The organism is Corynebacterium pelargi, from assembly GCF_014635485.1.
Classification (GTDB): domain Bacteria; phylum Actinomycetota; class Actinomycetes; order Mycobacteriales; family Mycobacteriaceae; genus Corynebacterium; species Corynebacterium pelargi.
Genome location: NZ_BMCX01000001.1, coordinates 298874 through 319241, shown reverse-complemented (window position 1 = coordinate 319241; position 20368 = coordinate 298874). Strand labels below are relative to the sequence as shown.

19 protein-coding genes are annotated in these 20368 nt (G+C 57.6%); 17 read left to right on the top strand and 2 right to left on the bottom strand.

Going from position 1 to position 20368, the window contains the following annotated elements; translation table 11 throughout:
• The first annotated feature begins 62 nt into the window (after positions 1–62).
• Both IEU99_RS01455 and IEU99_RS01450 read left to right on the top strand, forming a co-directional pair.
• Positions 63–887, top strand: coding sequence for a metallophosphoesterase family protein (locus IEU99_RS01455; RefSeq protein WP_128889662.1), 825 nt, complete (start codon positions 63–65; stop codon positions 885–887).
• Complete coding sequence (locus IEU99_RS01450) at positions 880–1542, top strand: 4'-phosphopantetheinyl transferase family protein (protein WP_128890807.1); 663 nt, start codon at positions 880–882, stop codon at positions 1540–1542. Before IEU99_RS01455 ends, IEU99_RS01450 begins: the two co-directional genes overlap by 8 nt.
• Here the strand turns inward: IEU99_RS01450 and truB are convergent, their stop codons facing one another.
• Positions 1543–2445: a tRNA pseudouridine(55) synthase TruB gene (truB, locus tag IEU99_RS01445; RefSeq protein WP_128889663.1), complete on the bottom strand. Its 903-nt coding sequence runs from the start codon at positions 2443–2445 to the stop codon at positions 1543–1545. It abuts the gene before it with no gap.
• A gap of 32 nt (positions 2446–2477) precedes the next feature.
• Here truB and IEU99_RS01440 point away from each other — a divergent pair, with 32 nt between their 5' ends.
• The 11 genes from IEU99_RS01440 to IEU99_RS01390 all read left to right on the top strand — a co-directional run bounded on the left by IEU99_RS01440 (position 2478) and on the right by IEU99_RS01390 (position 17427).
• On the top strand, positions 2478–3497 hold the full coding sequence (locus tag IEU99_RS01440; RefSeq protein WP_128889664.1) for a bifunctional riboflavin kinase/FAD synthetase: 1020 nt from the start codon (positions 2478–2480) through the stop codon (positions 3495–3497).
• Positions 3497–4462, top strand: a complete 966-nt coding sequence (locus tag IEU99_RS01435) for a nucleoside hydrolase (protein ID WP_128889665.1) — start codon at positions 3497–3499, stop codon at positions 4460–4462. Before IEU99_RS01440 ends, IEU99_RS01435 begins: the two co-directional genes overlap by 1 nt.
• Positions 4463–4606: 144 nt before the next feature.
• Positions 4607–4876, top strand: a complete 270-nt coding sequence (gene rpsO, locus IEU99_RS01430) for a 30S ribosomal protein S15 (protein ID WP_128889666.1) — start codon at positions 4607–4609, stop codon at positions 4874–4876.
• A gap of 332 nt (positions 4877–5208) precedes the next feature.
• On the top strand, positions 5209–7461 hold the full coding sequence (locus tag IEU99_RS01425; protein ID WP_128889667.1) for a polyribonucleotide nucleotidyltransferase: 2253 nt from the start codon (positions 5209–5211) through the stop codon (positions 7459–7461).
• A gap of 137 nt (positions 7462–7598) precedes the next feature.
• Positions 7599–8342 (top strand): 4-hydroxy-tetrahydrodipicolinate reductase, encoded by a 744-nt coding sequence (gene dapB, locus IEU99_RS01420; protein ID WP_128889668.1) that lies wholly within the window; start codon positions 7599–7601, stop codon positions 8340–8342.
• Positions 8342–9097, top strand: a complete 756-nt coding sequence (gene thyX, locus IEU99_RS01415) for an FAD-dependent thymidylate synthase (protein ID WP_128889669.1) — start codon at positions 8342–8344, stop codon at positions 9095–9097. Before dapB ends, thyX begins: the two co-directional genes overlap by 1 nt.
• A gap of 104 nt (positions 9098–9201) precedes the next feature.
• On the top strand, positions 9202–10107 hold the full coding sequence (gene dapA / locus IEU99_RS01410; RefSeq protein ID WP_128889670.1) for a 4-hydroxy-tetrahydrodipicolinate synthase: 906 nt from the start codon (positions 9202–9204) through the stop codon (positions 10105–10107).
• A 2-nt stretch (positions 10108–10109) separates the two neighbouring features.
• Entirely contained in the window at positions 10110–12200 is a 2091-nt protein-coding gene (locus IEU99_RS01405; protein WP_128889671.1) for a ribonuclease J, read from the top strand.
• 176 nt (positions 12201–12376) lie between these two features.
• Positions 12377–13000, top strand: a complete 624-nt coding sequence (locus tag IEU99_RS01400; protein ID WP_128889672.1) for a TIGR03085 family metal-binding protein — start codon at positions 12377–12379, stop codon at positions 12998–13000.
• A gap of 75 nt (positions 13001–13075) precedes the next feature.
• A complete protein-coding gene (locus tag IEU99_RS01395; protein ID WP_128889673.1) occupies positions 13076–16159 on the top strand; it encodes a DNA translocase FtsK in 3084 nt (1027 codons plus the stop codon).
• Positions 16160–16413: 254 nt separating this feature from the next.
• The gene (locus IEU99_RS01390; RefSeq protein WP_128889674.1) at positions 16414–17427 is read left to right on the top strand and encodes a TerC family protein; all 1014 of its coding nucleotides are present in this window, start codon (positions 16414–16416) and stop codon (positions 17425–17427) included.
• A gap of 101 nt (positions 17428–17528) precedes the next feature.
• On the opposite strand, the gene IEU99_RS01385 is transcribed toward IEU99_RS01390, so the two are convergent.
• Complete coding sequence (locus IEU99_RS01385; RefSeq protein WP_128889675.1) at positions 17529–17837, bottom strand: YciI family protein; 309 nt, start codon at positions 17835–17837, stop codon at positions 17529–17531.
• A 65-nt stretch (positions 17838–17902) separates the two neighbouring features.
• Between IEU99_RS01385 and pgsA the strand changes: the two genes are divergently transcribed.
• The 4 genes from pgsA (at position 17903) to IEU99_RS01365 (ending at position 20329) form a co-directional block, all read left to right on the top strand.
• The gene (gene pgsA / locus IEU99_RS01380; protein WP_128889676.1) at positions 17903–18487 is read left to right on the top strand and encodes a CDP-diacylglycerol--glycerol-3-phosphate 3-phosphatidyltransferase; all 585 of its coding nucleotides are present in this window, start codon (positions 17903–17905) and stop codon (positions 18485–18487) included.
• Positions 18484–19020: a CinA family protein gene (locus IEU99_RS01375; RefSeq protein ID WP_128889677.1), complete on the top strand. Its 537-nt coding sequence runs from the start codon at positions 18484–18486 to the stop codon at positions 19018–19020. Before pgsA ends, IEU99_RS01375 begins: the two co-directional genes overlap by 4 nt.
• Positions 19021–19028: 8 nt before the next feature.
• On the top strand, positions 19029–19346 hold the full coding sequence (locus IEU99_RS01370) for a helix-turn-helix domain-containing protein (RefSeq protein WP_128889678.1): 318 nt from the start codon (positions 19029–19031) through the stop codon (positions 19344–19346).
• 125 nt (positions 19347–19471) lie between these two features.
• Entirely contained in the window at positions 19472–20329 is an 858-nt protein-coding gene (locus IEU99_RS01365) for a PspA/IM30 family protein (protein WP_128889679.1), read from the top strand.
• Positions 20330–20368 lie beyond the last annotated feature (39 nt).

Sequence of the window (20368 nt, the reverse complement as noted above, 5' to 3'; positions counted from 1 at the left end):
GTAGGGCAGCGTTAGCGGATGGTTCTTTTCCGCTAGCATGAAACCTCGAAGGGTCGTTGTGGATGCAGAAAGGTGCCGCCGTGGTGAAAACACTCTGGGCTGTATCTGATCTGCACACCTCGGTTGCTGCCAATGCCGACATGCTCGATACGCTCCAGCCACGTAACCCGGGGGACTGGTTGTTGGTTGCAGGGGATGTGGCTGAGAAAAATCAGACGGTGCTGCGCACCCTGGCTACCTTGCGCCAGCGTTTTCACACCGTGGTGTGGTCGCCTGGAAACCATGAGCTTTTTAGCCAAGGCAGTGGCGAGCCGCATGGAAGAGAAAAATACGAAGAACTCGTCCGTGGTTGCAGGGAGCTCGGTGTATTAACCCCCGAGGATCCCTTTGCGCGCTTTGGTGATGTCACAGTCGTGCCACTGTTTACCCTCTACGACTACTCCCTGCGCCCCAAAGGCACCACAGTAGAACAGGCCTTGCATGCTGCGAAGCGCAAGGAAGTGATGTTTTCTGATGAGCTTTTTATTGCGCCTTTTGTTGATATCCGCGGTTGGTGCTGGGAGCGGCTGTCTTACTCGGTCAATAGAGTCGGCCGTGTCGAAGGCCCCACGGTGCTGATGAACCACTGGCCTTTAGAGCCGCAACTCGCACAAGCCTTAGGCGTGCCGGAAATGGCCATGTGGTGCGGAACCAAACACACCAAGGGCTGGGCAGAGCGCTATAACGCCCGGGCAGTGGTGTACGGGCACCTCCACCTTCCCAGTCGCACCACCATCGCAGGTGTGCCACATATTGAGGCCTCCTTGGGATACCCCAAACAGTGGCGAGACAGCATCACAAAGCGGCAGTGGCCAGTGCCTGTGCTGGAGGTGCCAGATGGTGCTTGATGCGTCCCTTTTTCCAGCATCGGCGCGTTTCAGCTCCCTGGTAGTGCCAAAAAACGGACACAACCTCGAGCACTTCGAGCGCCTGCATCCGCTCGAAAGGATTTTGGTTGCGCACTCTGTGGATGCGCGCAAGGCAGAATTTGGCGATGCACGATGGTGTGCCCACGATGCACTTGCCCAGCTAGGTCGAGATAGCGACCAGCCCATCCTGCGTGGTGAACGCGGCATGCCCGTCTGGCCTGCGGCTGTGAGCGGATCTTTAACGCACACCGAAGGCTTCCGGGCCGCAGTGGTGGCCCCCAGACTCATTGTGCGTTCGATGGGCCTTGATGCTGAACCGGCAGAGCCCCTGCCCGAGGGGCTGATCGATTCGATTTCGCGGCCAGGGGAGCGCCGCCAATTAAGCAAGCTGGAGCAGTCCGGTATTTGCTGCGCCGATCGGCTGTTGTTTTGTGCAAAAGAGGCCACCTATAAAGCGTGGTTCCCGCTGACACATCGCTGGTTGGGTTTCGATCAAGCAGAAATTGATATCCGCCCCGATGGCACCTTTGTGTCCTATCTGCTGGTTCGCCCAACACCGGTGCCATTTATCGAGGGCAAGTGGGCGATCCGCGATCACTACGTGGTGGCAGCGACCGCGGTAAGTAGCGCCTAGCTAGAGCGTCGAGGGGCGTGCAACAAAGACAGTGGCGAGCCGCTTGCCCTTTTCTTTCACAAGCGCCACCGCGCGACCATCGGGAGCCACGGCGGCGTGCACCCCGCGAAGACCACGGGGAGCCAGCCATTTGCCCATCGCAAGATCGGCGGCCTCTTGTTGTGAGACTTCAAGCACCGGGTAGCAGCGGATCAGGGCCTGGTCTAAAGAAACGCTGAGTTCAGGATGCGCTTCGAGCTCTTCCAGGCTGCGGGCATCTTCAAGCCCGAAGGCGCCGACGGCCGTGCGCCGAAGGGCAGTCAGGTGGCCGCCAACCCCTAAAGCCTCGCCCAAGTCGCGAGCCAAAGAGCGAATATAGGTGCCCGAAGAACACTCCACCACCACATCAAGCGCAATATGATCGGGGTGTTTGCGCAGATCGACAACATCGAAGCGATCAATGGTCACCGGCCGTGGGGGAATCTCTACAGCTTCGCCTTCGCGCACTCGTTGATATGCGCGCTTCCCGTCGATTTTGATGGCGCTTACGGCAGCAGGACGCTGCATAATCGGGCCGCGGAGCCGGGCAATTTCCGCTTCGATCTCTGCTTCAGTGATGGCCTGGATCGCGGTGGCGTCGGCAAGTTCCCCACGCTCACCCTCAGCATCATCGGTTGATGTTGAAGCACCCAAAAACACGGTGGCCTCATAGGCCTTGGTATCTGCGACCATGTGGGCTAAGAACTTCGTGCCTCGTTCGATCCCTGCCACCAACACACCGGTAGCCATCGGATCCAGGGTGCCGGCGTGGCCGACTCGCCTGGTGCCAAAGATGCGACGAAGCCTAGCAACCACATCATGGGAGGACATACCTTGTGGCTTGTCTACAACCACAAGGCCTGAGTTAGCAAGGGGATCAGTCATGGATCCCAAGTGTATGTCGTAGGGTTGTGGGCGTGGATATTTGGCAGAGATTCGACGAGATCCCTCAGACCCTGCAGGCATCGGTCGTCACCATCGGCGTGTTTGATGGCATACACCGCGGCCACCGCACGCTGATTAGCGAGGCAACAGAACGCGCACAAGCATTGGGTATCCCCAGCATTCTGCTGACTTTTAACCCACACCCCATGGCTGTGCTGCGCCCAGACAAAATGCCCCCGATGCTCGGCTCGGTAGCAGCGAGAGCCGAACTCGCTGAAGACTTCGGCATCGACCACATGTTGGCCATGAGCTTTTCGGCCGATCTTGCACGTTTAGATCCCGAGGATTTTTTCCGCGACATCCTGGTAGACAGACTCCACGCCAAGGTGGTGGTGGTGGGGGAGAACTTCACCTTTGGCCACAAGGCTGCCGGCACCACCGAAACCCTCATTCACCTCGGCGAACGTTATGGGGTGGAGGTGATTGTGCGAGAACTGCTGGCCGAAGATGGCACCGTATTATCTTCCACAGTCATTCGTGAGGCCTTGCAATCCGGCGATGTGCAGCGCGCAAATTGGTGCCTTGGTCGCTGGTTTAGCGTCAGCGGCCAGGTGGTGCGCGGAGCAGGTCGAGGAGGCCGTGAGCTGGGGTATCCCACCGCGAATCTCTATTTTCCCGATAACGTGGCTTTGCCTGCCGACGGGGTATATGCAGGGCTGCTTACCGTCACATCCCAAGCGCCTATCGAAGGTGACATGGAATATGGCGTTGCCTATCCAGCGGCGATTTCGGTTGGCCATAACCCAACATTTGGCGATGAGCGCCGAAGCGTTGAGAGCTTTGTCATTGACCGCGAAGCAGACTTGTATGGGCACACCGTTGAGGTGGCCTTTGTGGGCCATATTCGTGGGATGGAAAAATTTGATGGCGTCGAGGAACTCCTCGAAGCCATGGGCCGTGATGTGGCACGAGCACGCGAGATCATCGCAGAAGCTACCGAAATGGGCAAAGAACACTGCCGCAACGTACTCAACGACAGGGAAGAACACTAATGCCAAAAAACATCATTCTTGACCTCGACACCGGCATCGACGATGCCCTCGCCCTTGCCTATGCCCTGGGAAGCGAGGAACTGAACCTCATTGGTGTCACCGCAACCTATGGCAACGTCCTCGTCGAGGATGGTGCCCGAAATGATCTGGCGTTGCTGGAATTATTCGGTCGCCCTGATGTGCCCGTCTATGTGGGCGAACCGCATGCTTTGGCCAAAGATGATTTCGAAGTACTCGAGATCTCTGCGTTTATTCACGGCAAGAATGGCATCGGTGAGGCAGAGGTAGCCGATGCGAAGGCCGGGGTGCAGGAACAATCCGCGGTGGATTTTTTGATCGAATCGGTGGAGCGCTATGGCGATGATTTGGTGATTGTGCCAACCGGAGCCATGACCAATATCGCTACCGCAATGCAGCGCAGCGAATCCTTTGCGCGCAATGCACACATCGTGTTTATGGGCGGTGCGCTGACGGTGCCCGGCAATGTATCGCCATGGGCCGAGGCCAATATCAACCAAGATCCCGAGGCCGCCGACTATATGGTGCGCCATGGCCGTGACATCACCATGATCGGATTGGATGTCACGTTGCAGACCTTGCTCACCTACGAAGAAACCAGCACCTGGCGCGAACTTGGTACGCCTGAAGCTCTTTTGCTTGCCGACGCCACCGACTACTACATCCGCGCCTACGACACCGTGGCGCCGCACCTGGGTGGCTGCGGGCTGCATGATCCGCTTGCGGTAGCAGTAGCAGTAGACCCCAGCTTGGTGCAGATGCTGCCTATCAACCTCAAGGTCGATACCGAAGGTGAGACTCGCGGCCGCACCATCGGCGATGAGACGCGCCTGAATGATCAAGAAAAAACAGCCCAGGTTGCCGTGGGTGTTGACGTGGAGCGCTTCTTAAAGGAATTCATGGCTCGGCTTACGCGCGTGGCTCGCGGTGAAGCGGTGGGCGCTTAAGCACGTGCGAAGGGCATAGCTAATTGGGCTGATCCTGCCATAAGTGCTATCCTTTGACAGGTTCAGCTCACTGCAGTCCACAGCAGTCCTGAACTGCCAAGTATTTGGCAACATTGATGTGGTACTGAAATAGGAGAAATACGCATGGCTTTGAGCACTGAGCAGAAGAAAGAGATCCTCAAGGAGTACGGTCTGCACGAGACTGACACCGGTTCCCCCGAGGCTCAGGTTGCACTGCTTTCTGCACGCATCAAGCAGCTCACCGAGCACCTGAAAGAGCACAAGCACGATCACCACTCCCGTCGTGGTTTGCTGCTGCTCGTTGGTCGTCGCAAGGGCTTGCTCAAGTACCTGGCTGCCAACAACGTTGATCGCTACCGTGATCTCATTGCTCGTCTGGGGCTGCGTCGCTAAGCTTCGCTTTCCATGCAAGGGTCTTACCTCTAGGAGGTAGGGCCCTTGTTTTTGTTGTATCCAGCGTGTGCGATCACCGGATGCGCGAGGAAACATCGGCGCTCGGTGGATATGGCTTTTGTGCAATAAGAATCACGTGGCGTCCCTGAGGCCTTCACCGTGCGCCATCAATAACGTGTGCGCTTGGTATGTGCAGACAATCACGACATTTTTCGAGCTAGACGTGCTAGGCTGTGACAATTGCGAGATGTGAAAGAAGCATTTGCAACAACGAGCACGACCAGCGGCACCGACGACCGCTGCGCACGATATTTTTTGAGGAGACGTGCATTTTGAGCAATCAGGCTGACCTGATCGAATATATTGAAGATCCCGATTTCGGAATCACTGAAGCAGCCGTCACCATTGATAATGGTGATTTTGGTACTCGTACCATCCGCTTCGAAACTGGCCAATTGGCCCGTCAAGCAGGTGGCTCCGTGACCACCTACCTCGACGATGACACGATGCTGCTGGCCACCACCACGGCATCGAACCAGCCTCGCGAAGGCTTTGACTTCTTCCCGCTTACGGTGGACGTGGAAGAGCGCATGTATGCCGGCGGCAAAATCCCCGGCTCCTTCTTCCGCCGTGAAGGTCGCCCTTCAACCGAGGCGATCTTGGCCTGCCGCCTGATCGACCGTCCGCTGCGCCCCACCTTTGTCAAGGGCCTGCGCAATGAGGTGCAGGTTGTAGTCACTGTCTTGTCCATGGATCCCAAGGACATGTACGACGTGGTTGCCATCAACGGCGCCTCGGCAGCAACGCAGCTTTCCGGTCTGCCGGTATCCGGCCCCGTCGGTGGTGTGCGTGTCGCCTTGATCGCTGATGAGCAGCACCCCAAGGGCCAATGGGTGGCATTCCCGGATCACGAGCAGCACGAAGATGCCATCTTCGAGCTGGTTGTTGCGGGGCGCTTGGTAGAAAAGAGCCGCGGCCGCGGCAAGCGCAGCGATGTAGCCATCATGATGGTGGAAGCCGGTGCCACCGAAGGCGTTGCCGAGAAGATTAAAGATGGCAAGCCTGCCCCAACCGAGAAGGTTGTTGCTGAGGGCATTGAGGCTGCCAAGCCCTTCATTGAGTTGCTGTGTAAGGCACAGGCCGGCTTGGCAAAGCGTGCTGCCAAGGAAACTCAGGAATTCCCGCTGTTCCCGGCATACTCCGATGAGGTCTTTGAAAAGGTTGAGAAGAAGGCATCCAAGCGTCTTCGCAAGCTTTTGACCATCGCATCCAAGCAGGAACGCGACGAGGCCACCAATGAGTACATGGAGCAGATCGAAGAGGATCTGCTCGATGGTGAAGAAGATGCAGCGCTGTCCAAGGAGATTCGCGCAGCCTTCAACGCCGTGATGAAAAAGATTGTGCGTCACATGATCTTGACGGATCATTACCGCATCGACGGCCGCAGCGTTACCGCGATCCGCGATCTTTCCGTGGAAGTTGAGCTGATTCCTCGCGCCCATGGCTCGGCCCTGTTCGAGCGTGGAGAAACCCAAATTCTTGGCGTGACCACCCTAGACATGCTCAAGATGGAACAGCACATCGACTCGCTGACCCCGGTAACCTCCAAGCGCTACATCCACCACTACAACTTCCCGCCGTATTCCACCGGCGAAACCGGACGCGTTGGTTCTCCGAAGCGTCGCGAGATCGGCCACGGCGCATTGGCGGAACGCGCGTTGCTGCCCGTGATTCCTTCCCGCGAGGATTTCCCGTACACCATCCGTCAGGTATCCGAGGCCCTTGGTTCCAACGGCTCCACCTCGATGGGTTCCGTTTGTGCCTCCACGCTCTCGCTGCTAAACGCTGGTGTTCCGCTGAAGGCACCGGTGGCCGGTATTGCCATGGGTCTGGTCTCTGATGAGGTCGACGGTAAGGATCGCTACGTCGCACTGACCGATATCCTCGGCGCCGAAGACGCCTTCGGCGATATGGACTTCAAGGTCGCAGGTACGGCCGAGTTCATCACCGCGCTGCAATTGGATACCAAGCTCGACGGCATCCCTTCGAAGGTGCTTGCCGACGCCCTCGAGCAAGCCCGCGAGGCACGCTTGACCATCCTGGACACCATGGCTGAGGTTATTGACTCCCCAGATGAGATGAGCGATTACGCACCGCGTATCACCTCCATCAAGGTGCCAGTATCCAAGATCGGCGAGGTGATTGGCCCTAAGGGTAAGAACATCAACCAGATCACCGAGGACACCGGTGCAGAAGTTTCCATCGAAGACGATGGCACCGTGTATGTTTCTGCCGCTTCGGGCGAGGCTGCTGATGCAGCAATTGAGAAGATCAACTCGATTGCCAACCCGCAGTTGCCAAAGGTGGGCGAGCGCTTCCTCGGCACCGTTGTCAAGACGACCGCCTTCGGCGCATTCGTCTCCCTGGTGCCTGGCCGTGACGGACTCGTGCACATCTCTAAGCTTGGTGGCTCTAAGCGCATTGAAAACGTCGAAGACGTAGTCAAGGTTGGCGACAAGCTCGAGGTTGAGATCCTCGACATCGACAACCGCGGCAAGATTTCTTTGGCACCCGTCAACGAATAAGCCGCAGCAAGCTCAAGGCGCCCCAAGTAACCTTGGGGCGCCTTTTGGCAATCTCTTAGCGCTTTGCTTCGTGCTGCTACGGTGGAAGCTTGCAAGGAAACTCACAAGCGAAAGCATCAAAACGAGGAGCAGAGTACATGGCAATCAAGGTTGGCGTCCTTGGCGCTCAAGGTCGCGTTGGTCAAGCGGTGGTGCAAGGTGTGGAAGCGGCCGAGGATCTTGAGCTTTCGGCAGCATTAGACCGCGAAGACGATCTCCAGGCGCTGGTAGATAGCGGCACCGAGGTGATTGTCGATTTCACCACGCCTAACTCCGTGATGGACAACCTTGAGTTCTGCATCCGCAACGGCATCCACTGCGTGGTCGGTACCACCGGCTTCGATAGCGAGAGGCTCGACCAGGTTCGCCAGTGGTGCCAAGACAGCGAGGCCAATGTTCTGATCGCGCCGAACTTTGCCATTTCTGCTGTGTTGACCATGAGTTTTGCCCGTCAAGCTGCTCGCTTCTTCGAGTCTGCAGAGGTGGTGGAGTATCACCACCCCAATAAGCTGGATGCGCCCTCTGGCACCGCCATCCACACCGCCGAAGGAATTGCGCAGGCTCGTCGAGAAGCTGGATTAGGCGCCCAACCCGACGCCACCGAGCAAAGCCTCGAAGGCGCTCGTGGTGCCAACGTTGATGGGGTAGCGGTGCACGCCGTTCGCATGACGGGCATGGTGGCACACGAAGAAGTAATCTTCGGCACCCAAGGCCAATCGCTGAGTATCCGCCAGGATTCTTATGACCGCACATCCTTCGTGCCGGGTGTGTTAATCGGCGTGCGCCAAGTCGCACAGCACGATGGTCTCACCGTTGGTCTGGATCACTACCTCGATATCTAATGGCAAAACAATCCGAATTATCGGTCGAGCTGATTGCTTGCTCAAGCTTTCATCCTCCGGCGGATATTGCATGGCAACAACCCGAGGAAGCCACCGACGCTGAAGCGCTGATCGAATTTGCCGGGCGGGCCTGCTACGAGACCTTCCACAAACCAAATCCTCGCACCTCGCAGAATGCAACCTATCTCAGGCACATTCTCGAGGTAGGGCATACGGCCTTGTTCGAGCACGCCACCGCCACCGTGTATATCCGTGGGCTTTCGCGTTCGGCCACCCATGAACTCATGCGGCACCGGCATTTCTCCTTTTCGCAGCTATCCCAGCGCTTTGTGCACACCGAGGAAGCAGAAGTTGTCGTGCCAGACCTGATTGCCAAGGATCCTGAGCTGCAGCGCATCTTCCTCAACGCCGTTGACGATGTGCGCTTCGTCTACGAGGACCTGCTCCAGGGCCTTGAAGAGCGCATGAGCGAGGAGCCCAACGCCTTATTGCGTAAAAAACAGGCGCGCCAGGCAGCGCGTGCCATTTTGCCTAACGCAACGGAGTCGCGAGTGGTGGTCACCGGCAATTTCCGCGCGTGGCGCCACTTCATTGGTATGCGGGCAAGCGAGCACGCGGATTTGGAGATTCGTCAATTGGCCCTGGAGTGCTTGACGCTGCTGAAGCGCCAGGCACCGGTGGTATTTGATGACTTTGAAGTTTCCGAGCTTGCCGACGGCACGTTGATGGCAACCAGCCCCTACGTCACCGACTAATGTGCGCATTTGCGCCAGGATGATGTGAAGGCGCTAGGATTCCTCGCACCTTATTGGGTAGGTCTTCGGCGATGGTGGGGAAGTACAGGGTACTCTGAATGGTCATGAGCAATGGATTGACGGCAAAGACCGGAAGCGAGCACTTTGGTACCGTTTCCGTAGCAATGGTCACCCCCTTTGATTCTGAAGGCGCACTTGACCTTGATGCTGGTCAGCGGCTTGCCTCCCACCTGGTAGAAGCCGGTGTGGATTCCTTGGTGCTGGCTGGCACCACAGGTGAGTCGCCCACGACCACCGTGGAGGAAAAGTTAGCCCTGCTCAAGGCTGTCCGTGAAGCGGTTGGCCCGGAGATCAAACTCATTGGCGGAGCTGGCACCAATAACACTGCCACCTCAGTCAAGCTTGCTCGAGAGTTTGAAGCAGCAGGTGCAGATTCCTTGCTTATCGTTACCCCCTACTACTCCAAGCCGAGTCAGGAGGGTGTGTATCAACACTTCAAAGCCGTGGCAGAGGCCACTGAGCTTCCCATTTGCTTATACGACATTCCCCCGCGTTCGGTCATTCCGATCAGTACCGAAACCTTGCTCCGACTCGCTGAACTTGAAAACGTCCGCGCAGTCAAGGATGCTAAAGGGGACATCGCAGCGGCTACCACGCTGATCGACCAAACCGGGCTTGCCTGGTATTCGGGTGACGATCCTTTGAACCTCCCATGGTTAAGCGTCGGTGCAACGGGCTTCATTTCCGTTGTGGGGCATCTTGCTCCCGCCGAGCTGCGAGCACTTCACACATCGTTTAGCGCAGGCGATTTGGTCCGCGCTCGTGAAATTAATGCCAAGTTGGCGCATCTTGTAGCAGCCCAGGGACGATTGGGTGGCGTAAGTCTGGCAAAGGCTGGACTGCGGCTACAGGGTATTGAGGTTGGAGATCCTCGTTTGCCTATCGTTGCCCCCAACGAAGAAGAACTTGAGGCTCTCCGCCGTGATATGGAACAAGCTGGAGTTTTATAAATATGACTGAACCCCGTAACCGCTCTCGTAGGGTTACCCGCAAGGCTGGATCGCCAGAGGCAGAGGTGCCTGTATTCAAGGCGCCGGCACAAGATTCGGCATCCGAGCCAAAAAACGACAACAACAAAGCCCAGAACGAGAAGAAGCAATCGGCCGAGAAGAAGAACAACGGCCGAGGCCGCGGGAACGGCAAGAACGCTAAAGGCCGTGGGCGAAACAATGGCGGCAATAATGGCTCCAATGGTGGCAACCGCAACAACCGCAACCAAAACAACAACGGTGGCGGCAACAACAACGGTTCCAATAACAACCGCGGTCGCCGCAATGTGGTGAAGTCCATGCAGGGCGCCGACCTTACCGAGCGCCTACCACAGCCGCCGAAGGCTCCAAAGAACGGTCTGCGTATCTACGCACTCGGCGGCATCTCGGAAATCGGCCGCAACATGACCGTATTCGAGTACAACAACCGCCTGCTCATCGTCGACTGCGGTGTGTTGTTCCCATCCTCGGGCGAGCCGGGCGTGGACTTGATCCTGCCCGACTTCGGTCCAATTGAAGAGCACCTCGATCGCGTTGAGGCTCTCGTGGTCACCCACGGACACGAAGACCACATCGGCGCTATCCCGTGGCTGCTCAAGCTGCGCCACGACATTCCGATCGTAGCTTCGAAATTCACCTTGGCCTTGATTGCTGCGAAGACTCGCGAGCACCGTCAGCGTCCAAAGCTGGTCGAGGTCAATGAGCAGTCCAATGTGAACTACGGCCCATTTAATATCCGTTTCTGGGCAGTCAATCACTCCATCCCGGATTGCTTGGGTGTTGCCATTAAGACCGGCGCTGGTCTCGTGGTGCACACCGGCGACATCAAGCTGGATCAAACGCCTACCGACGGTCGCCCCACCGACCTTCCCGCGCTGTCCCGCTTTGGTGATGAGGGCGTGGACTTGCTGCTTTGCGACTCGACGAATGCCACCACTCCTGGTGTGTCCGGCTCCGAGGCTGATATCGCACCGACCTTGAAGCGTCTGGTAGCTGAGGCCAAGCAGCGCGTGATTCTGGCGTCTTTCGCCTCGAATGTGTATCGCGTGCAGGCAGCCGTCGATGCTGCCGTGGCAGCAGGCCGCAAGGTCGCCTTCAATGGTCGTTCCATGATTCGCAACATGGAAATCGCAGAGAAGATGGGCTACCTCAAGGCACCCCGCGGCACCATCGTGACCATGGATGACGCCGCCAAGATGGCTCCGCATAAGGTTATGCTGATCACCACCGGTACGCAGGGCGAGCCGATGGCTGCCTTGTCGCGCATGGCTCGTCGCGAGCACCGCCAGATCACGGTGCGCGATGGTGACCTCATTATCTTGAGCTCCTCGCTGGTGCCCGGCAATGAAGAAGCCGTCTTTGGTGTGATCAACATGCTCGCCCAAATCGGCGCCACCGTGATTACTGGCAAGGACGCCAAGGTTCACACCTCTGGCCACGGTTACTCAGGTGAGTTGCTCTTCTTGTACAACGCAGCTCGTCCCACCAACGCCATGCCGGTTCACGGTGAGTGGCGCCACCTGCGCGCAAATAAAGAGCTGGCCATCTCCACCGGTGTTGAGCGCGATCGCGTCGTGCTGGCACAAAACGGTGTGGTGGTTGATCTGGTTGATGGCCGCGCCCGCGTGGTTGGCCAGATTCCGGTTGGTCACCTCTACGTCGATGGTGTCACCATGGGTGATATCGATGCCGAGGTTCTTGAAGAGCGTGCCTCTTTGGGTGAAGGTGGCCTGATCTCGATTACCGCTGTGATTGATAACCGCACCGGTCAGCTTCTTGAACAGCCCAGGGTAGAGGCCAAGGGCTTCTCCGAGGATGCTGTTGCGATGATGCCGGAGATTTCCGAGCTTGCCTACAACACCATGAATGATCTGGCAGCCGAGGGTGAAAATGATCCTTACCGTATGGTGGGTCAGCTCCGCCGTCGCGTATCGCGCTATGTGGAGCAAACGTGGCGGCGTAAGCCGATGATCATGCCTACGGTGATCCCCATGACGGCTACCGACGTGAAAGCTAATGATCAAGAGATCTACGCTTCCCGCGAAAGCCTCTAACAGGTTCCCGCGAGCCATATAGCTCAAATCCCACAACGCCCCCTAGCAACCTAGGGGGCGTTGCGCATATCAGCGATACAGCCTCAACCAAAGATTGGGCTTGGCAGCAGAGCTACGGTATCGGTGCCTCCTTGGATACATGGGCAATCACTTATATGGGAGTACACTGAGGCGCTATGAGTTTTGCTTCCCAAGAACGCCACGCCCTTGCCCAATCGCTTCGACGCTACGGCCCTGATGCGCCCACGCTCTGCGAGGGTTGGGATTGCCGAGATATGGCAGCCCACCTTTACCTCCGCGAGCACCAACCCCTTGCGGCCGCCGGCATGTTCTTTGAGCGTTTTGAAGACAAGCTCCAACAGGCCACCGAGGAGCAAAAGGCTCGCGACTATCAATCGCTTGTTGCTGACTGGGAACGCGGCCCTGGAAAGCTCAACCCAATCCGTTACGTGGATGCGGTGATGAATGCCGCGGAACACTTTATTCATCACGAGGACGTCCGTCGCGCCAATGGGGAGGGGCCACGAACCTTCGCGGGCGAGGATGCCGAGCAGCTTCACCGCGCCTTGAAGATGATGGCGCCGAGGTTTCTTAAAGGCTCAAGCGCGCCCGTAGTGCTGGAACCCGAGGGGATGCCGAGGATCGTGGCAAAGGATCAGCGCGGTGTCAGCGATCAAGGTGATCAGGTCGTGCATGTCCGAGGCGCGCTAGGTGAGCTGTTGTTGTGGGTGTTCGGGCGTGATATCGCAGAGGTGGAAATCCACGGTCCTGAACAGGCAATTCAGCGGTCAAGTATCTAGGCTTGTCAAAAAGTTATTGCTGCGTTCGGTGTTGCAAATGTGATTGTTGTGATTTGACCGTCTAGAGTGGAGGGCATGACTGTCAGGAGCTCCACGTCGCCATCGCCAGGATCGAGCCGCAAGAAACGTAGCGGCTCGTCTACGGCTGCCTCAAAAGGTCCAGGCAGGAAATCATCGAGCAGCCGCCAACGCGGCACTACGCCTACCACTTCCATGGTGGCCGCATCTCAGCGTGCCGCAGATTCTTCCGGCGAGCGCACAGGCTCAGCCTTCAAACCGGTAGGCCACGGCATCGCCTCTGTATTCGGTGCCACCGCCCGTGGCATGGGCAAGCTCACCAGGGGAGTGGCAAAACCCTTTGCTCGCAGCCGGGACGAAGAAGAGCCCATAGAGGACGACTTCTTCAACAACGAGCCACATCCGCGCGAAGCTGATCGCGCGGATGCTTCGCCGAATGAAGGCGAAGAGGCAGAAGCACAACCAATGGATCAACAGCGTGCAGATGCAATTGGCTTAGCACTGTTGGCCTTCGCCGTGGTTCTCGGAACTTCTGTGTGGCTGAACATCGCAGGCCCTATCGGCGAAGCAATCGCGCGCCTGGTACACCTCGGTATTGGTGCCGGCGCCCTGGTGCTGCCACTTGGCCTTCTGGCAATGGCCATCGCATTGATGCTGGGGCACCGCCCCGATGCCAAAGCTCGCACGCGCATCGCCATCGGCACCGCACTCATCGTGGTGTCCATGCTTGGCCTCGTCCACGTATTCGCAGGTAATCCTTCGCAGTGGACCCAACGTATGGAGGCCGGCGGCGCGCTTGGCGCTTTGATCGGCGGGCCATTAGCGGCAGGATTTAGCAGCGTCATCGCGGTGCCACTGCTGGTCATTATCCTGTTCTTCGGAGCCCTGAAGGCCTCGGATATCACCGTTCGAGAGCTTGTCGACGCAATCCGCGACTTCATTGCAGAGCGCAAAGAAGCCCGTGAAGCGCGCTTTGCCGAAGACGATGACTTCTTCGATGATGCCTACGAGACCGTTGATGAACTCGATGAGCTCGACGAGGATGCGGAGCTGCCCCTTCGCCCTTACCGCCGACAAGAACGCAGCTACCAACCGCGTAATGAGGTAGAGGCCACCGAGGTACTCGATCGTTCCAACCCAGGTCCTATCGGCGATAGGGGACAAACGCCTCGCGCTCAGCGGGCAGAGCAGCCGCCGCGCATGAGCCCGATGGAGGCATATCCGCTCGACGAGGAGCCGAAGCAGCAAACCCTCTTCGGTGGCACTCCTACAGGCAAGCGACCCCCGCGCGATGCCGATACCGAAACCATGCCCGCGGTGGAACCAACGCGAGTGACACCTCGCCCGCGTTCGGGCTCCTCGGCAGCACAAGCTGGTGCTGCCGCCATGGGAACTGCCGCCGCAGCAGGGGCCGCGGCAGCCGGTGCTGCAGCCCAATCTGCAGCGCGTACCAAAGTCGCAGCAGCAGAGGCAGCCCGCGATGTGGTGGCAGCAGGACGCAAACGAGTAGAAGACGCAGCGGCATCACGTAACACCACCGAGGCGCCCAAGCAGCGCGAGCAAGCAGCGCCTGCTGCCGACGATAAGCAGTATCAGCTACCAAGCACTGGGCTCTTAGTTCCCGGTGCTCAAGCAAAGACGCACTCTGCAGCCAATGATCGCATCATCGAGGCGATTAGTGCGGTCTTTGAAGAGTTCAAGGTAGATGCTCACGTCACCGGTTTCTCCCGCGGTCCGACAGTGACTCGCTACGAGATCGAGCTTGGCCCAGGCGTGAAGGTCTCGAAAATCACCAACCTGCAATCCAACCTTGCCTACGCTGTTGCCACCGACAATGTCCGCTTGCTTACTCCTATTCCAGGTAAGTCGGCAGTGGGTATCGAGGTGCCGAATGCGGATCGCGAGATCGTGCGCCTTGGTGATGTGCTCAACGCACCTGCAACCCTGAATGACCATGACCCCATGCTCATTGGCTTAGGTAAGGACATCGAAGGCTCTTTTGTTACCCACTCGATTCAGAAGATGCCGCACCTACTGGTGGCCGGCTCAACCGGATCCGGTAAATCGGCCTTTGTAAACTCCTTGCTGGTCTCGCTGCTGACCCGAGCCACACCTGAAGATGTGCGCCTGATCCTGGTGGATCCGAAAATGGTGGAACTTACGCCATACGAAGGCATTCCCCACCTGATTACTCCGATTATCACCCAGCCAAAGAAGGCCTCGGCTGCTTTGCAGTGGTTGGTAGAGGAGATGGAGCAGCGCTACATGGATATGAAGTCTGCTCGTGTACGCCACATCAAGGACTTCAATAAGAAGGTCAAGGCTGGCGAGATCCAAACACCGATGGGATCAGAACGCGAATATAAGCCGTATCCCTACATCGTGTGTGTGGTTGACGAGCTGGCAGACTTGATGATGACGGCGCCGAAGGAAATCGAAGATTCCATCGTGCGCATCACGCAAAAGGCTCGTGCCGCAGGTATTCACCTGGTGCTGGCAACGCAGCGTCCCTCTGTAGACGTGGTCACCGGTTTGATCAAGACGAACGTTCCTTCACGTTTGGCGTTCGCAACCTCCTCACTGACCGACTCGCGCGTGATCCTGGATCAGGCTGGAGCCGAAAAGCTCATCGGCATGGGCGATGGCCTCTTTATCCCGCAGGGTGGTCGACCCCAACGCCTCCAGGGCGCGTTTGTGAGCGATGAGGAAGTCTATGAGGTAGTCGCTGCCGCCAAGGAACAGGGCGAACCCGATTACACCGAGGGCGTGACCGAGGACAAAGCCGCAGAAGCGAAGAAAGACATTGACGCGGATATCGGCAATGATCTTGAAGATCTGCTCCAGGCCGTTGAGCTTGTGGTGACTTCTCAGCTCGGTTCTACCTCCATGCTGCAGCGCAAGCTTCGCATCGGCTTTGCTAAGGCTGGACGCCTGATGGACCTGATGGAAACCCGTGGCGTGGTCGGTCCCTCCGAGGGATCGAAGGCTCGCGAGGTGCTGGTCAAGCCCGAAGAGCTCGACACCATCATTTGGATGATCAAAGGCGCCGATCCAGCAGAGGCTCCCAAAGAAGCCGATGAATCAAATGGTGGGTCCACCACCGTGCAGGCCACGGTCAATCCCACCGGCAACGCCTTCTAAAGCCCTAAGAGCAGCGCGGGGCCTTATCCAGATGCCTGGAAAAGGCTCCGAATATGCAACATGGCGTGGGTTGGGATACACTTGCCCCTCGACAATTGGAGGGGAGTACCCCGCCCGCGGCATTGATCGTCAACACGGTTGCCAATACACCACCACGGTGTAGACGGCCCCGGTCGTGTCGGCTTCGCAAACGCTAGAAGCGAAGTGGGGGAGACCTCCGGTTTTTATTGCACAGTTATTAACCGGAGGATTTGATGGAAGTACATGCCATTACCTGGGTGATTACCGCAGTTGTGCTGCTTGGTTTTATCACCTTCGACTTTGTCTCGCACGTGCGCAAGCCGCACGAACCCACCATGAAAGAAGCCGGCGGATGGATGGCGTTTTATGTCATCCTCGCCTGCCTGTTCGGCGGCTTCCTGTGGTACTTCGGTGGAGGCAGCGCGGGTGATCACTCAAAGGGCGTGGAGTTCTTCGCCGGCTACATCACCGAACTTTCGCTCAGCGTAGACAACCTCTTCATCTTCGCGCTGATCATCTCCAGCTTTAAAATTCCTCGCGAATACCAACAAAAGGTGCTGCTCATCGGTATTGCCCTGGCGTTGATCTTCCGCGGTATTTTCATCGGCATTGGCGCGGCAGCGATTGCCGCGTGGTCTTGGGTGTTCTACCTCTTTGGTATTTTCCTGCTCTACACCGCAATCAAACTCATCGTCGATGAGGTGCGCGACAAAGAAGAGACCGAAGTCAATGACATGTTGATGGTGAAGCTCACCCGCAAGTTCATTCCTGTTTCCGAGGAATTCCACGGCGATAAGCTCTTTAGCAAGGAAAACGGCAAGCGCATGGTCACCCCATTGATGCTCGCGCTTGTCTCGGTGGGCTTCATTGACCTGATGTTCGCCTTCGACTCGATCCCCGCGATCTTCGGTCTGACCAAGGATCCCTACATCGTCTTCACCGCCAATGCCTTCGCATTGATGGGCTTGCGCCAGATGTACTTCCTGCTCGACGGCCTGCTTGATCGCCTGGTGTACCTCTCCTATGGCCTTGGTGTCATTCTTGCCTTCATCGGCGTCAAGCTGCTGCTGCACGCACTGCACGAGAACACCTTGCCGTTTGTCAATGGTGGCGAATCGGTCCACGTACCTGAGGTATCCACCGCTGCATCGCTGGTGGTGATCGTGGGAGTCCTCGTGATTACCGCCGTTGCCTCCATCATTAAATCCAAGCGCGATGAGAACATGGGTGGTGTGCGCCCCCACTAAGCGCTGCCACAGACACAAGACCCACCAACGCTTCGTCGAAAAGCGATGGTGGGCTTTGCTTTGTAATGAAGGCTTGGAACTGCGCGGGAGTAGAAGACGAGTTAGCGAGCGCTTTGCGGGTCTTTGAACACATTGAGCACCGGGTTCCATGTGTGGAACGTGCGAGCTTCAAGGGCGCCTTCTACATAGAAGGGATCCTGGTTCATCAACTCCTCGGCGTCGGTAAGCGAAGCAGGCTCGGGGAGGCGAATCAGGATCAATGCACCACCGTCGCCATCGGTATATGGGCCGGAGCCGATCAAGTTGCCGCTATCGAGCAATTCCCGCAAAAACTCGCGGTGACGCGGACGGATCTGCTGGATTGCTTCACTATCGGGGCGGTAGGTGTATTCAATGGCAAAGACGTTCATGGGTGCCATCGTAATGCGATCGCGAGCAATCCGGGTAGGGTACTTCTTAGGAAGAAAGGGGTCCGATGGCCGCGCAAAGCGTGAAGCAACAATCCAATTGGAATCTGCCGAACGTCCTCACCAGTGTGAGGATCATCGCCATTCCGTTGTTTGCCTGGCTGGTGCTAAAAGGCGATAACGTCCACCCAGGGTGGATGTGGTGGTCATTCATCGTGTTCGTGCTGCTGATGATCACTGACAAGCTCGACGGCGATATCGCCCGAGCCCGAGGTATCGTCACCGACTTTGGCAAGATCGCTGATCCCATCGCCGATAAAGCCCTCATGGCGGCGGCGCTGATCTGTCTGAACCTCACCGGCGCATTGCCGTGGTGGGTCACCATCGTGATCATGGTGCGAGAGCTCGGCATCACCGTCTGGAGGATGTTCCAACTTCGCGCCGGCCACGTCGTCCCGGCCTCCAAGGGCGGCAAAATCAAGACCACGTTGCAGGCACTTGCGGTTTCGCTCTACCTGATCCCGCTGCCAAGCTGGTTGGATATCCCGGTCTTTTTGGTCATGCTCGCTGCAGTAGCAGTCACGGTGTACACGGGCGTGCAGTACCTCGTCGATTCCCAGCAGGCTAAAAAACCAAAGCGCAACCTTCAATGAGCAACCCCATCGAAGCGATAGAAGGCAGCATCGAGCGCCAAGCAAAGGTGCTGGTTGATCTTGCTCGCGTTCGTGGCTGCACTATCGCCACCTGCGAATCCCTCAGTGCCGGTTTGCTGGCTGCAAGTCTGGCCCAGGTGCCTGGCGCAAGTGCGGTGCTACGCGGCGGGCTTATTACCTACGCCACTGACCTCAAGGTGTCTCTTGCCGGTGTGGATGCGGCGCTGATCAATGATCACACCGTGGTGTCCGGGCAAGTGGCAGAAGCGATGGCTCAGGGTGCGCGCAAGCGTTGCTCAGCCGACTACGCCATTGCATTAACTGGTGTGGCAGGCCCCGGTACCCAGGATGGGCACCCGGTCGGTACGGTGTGGTGCGGGATCGCAGGCCCGGAATCGAGTCGCTTTCAAAAGCTTGGGGGTGAATCCGGCTTGAAAGGAAGCCGGAATGAGATCCGGGCAAGCAGCGTAGATGCGGCGATTGATTGGGCAATTGATGTCATTGGGGAACAAATTCTGGAGCACCCGCGTTAAAGGAAGTGATGATGAAATACACCGCAGTACTTGATAAGCCGGTGGCAACTCCCGCGCGCAAGGCAGTGCCACAACCGCTGTTGCGTGAGGCTCTTGGGTCCGCACTGCGCTCTTTCCGTGCCGATAAGGGCATCACACTACGAGAGCTGGCAGAAGCCTCGAGGGTGTCTCCCGGATACCTCTCAGAGCTAGAACGCGGACGCAAGGAAGTCTCCAGCGAATTGTTGGCTTCAGTGTGTAGCGCTCTTGGCACCACCGTCCCGGATGTCTTGATCGAGGCCGCCGGCACGATGGCGTTGCGTGACGCGGATTTGGCTCACGTGTAACTAGAAGCACTCCAGCTACTGTGCGCTGCCGATGATGTCGCGCACAGTAGACTGATGCATAAGAAAACCCACGCACAACGATGGTCGCAGCATATTGCTCGACGTAGAAAGGCTTGATTAGCTCAATGGCGAACCCTTTTAGCAAAGGCTGGAAGTACTTGATGGCCTTGTTCGATAACAAGATCGAAGAAAACGCTGATCCCAAAGTACAGATACAGCAGGCTATTGAAGATGCTCAGCGCCAGCATCAGGAGCTTTCCCAGCAGGCGGCTGCTGTCATTGGTAATCAGCGCCAACTCGAAATGCAGCTCAACCGTCGCCTGGGCGAAATCGAAAAGCTCCAGGCTAATACTCGCCAGGCGCTGCAATTAGCAGATCAAGCTCGTGCGAAGGGCGATCAGCAAAAGGCTGTTGAGTACGAAAATGCCGCAGAGGCATTCGCAGCGCAGCTTGTGACCGCCGAGCAGTCGGTGGAAGATACCAAGCAACTGCATGATCAAGCGCTTCAGCAGGCAGAGTCGGCTAAGAAGGCAGTGGAGCGCAACTCCATGGTGCTCCAGCAGAAGATTGCCGAGCGTTCCAAGCTGCTGAGCCAGCTTGAGCAGGCCAAGATGCAAGAAAAGGTCGCCGAGTCGATGCAGTCGATGAACTCCATCGGCAACCGCGACACTCCGAACTTGGATCAGGTTCGTGAGAAGATCGAACGCCGCTATGCCAATGCCCTTGGTAGCGCAGAGCTCGCACAAAATTCCGTGCAGGGTCGCATGGCTGAAGTAGAGCAGGCCAGCGTCCAGATGGCCGGCCACTCCCGCCTCGAGCAGATTCGCGCAGAAATGGGCGGTTCACTCCAAAGCGCACCGAAGCAGGAAGCTATCGAGCACCAAGCGCAGTCGGCACAAGACAGCAACGCGCAGCAGCCCAATGTTCAGGCCGCTGACGATGCCGTGGCTCGCAAGATGCGCGAATTGCGTGGCGAGGCCTAGACGCCTGGTTATTTCGGCGCCCCGTTGAGGCTTGCAGAG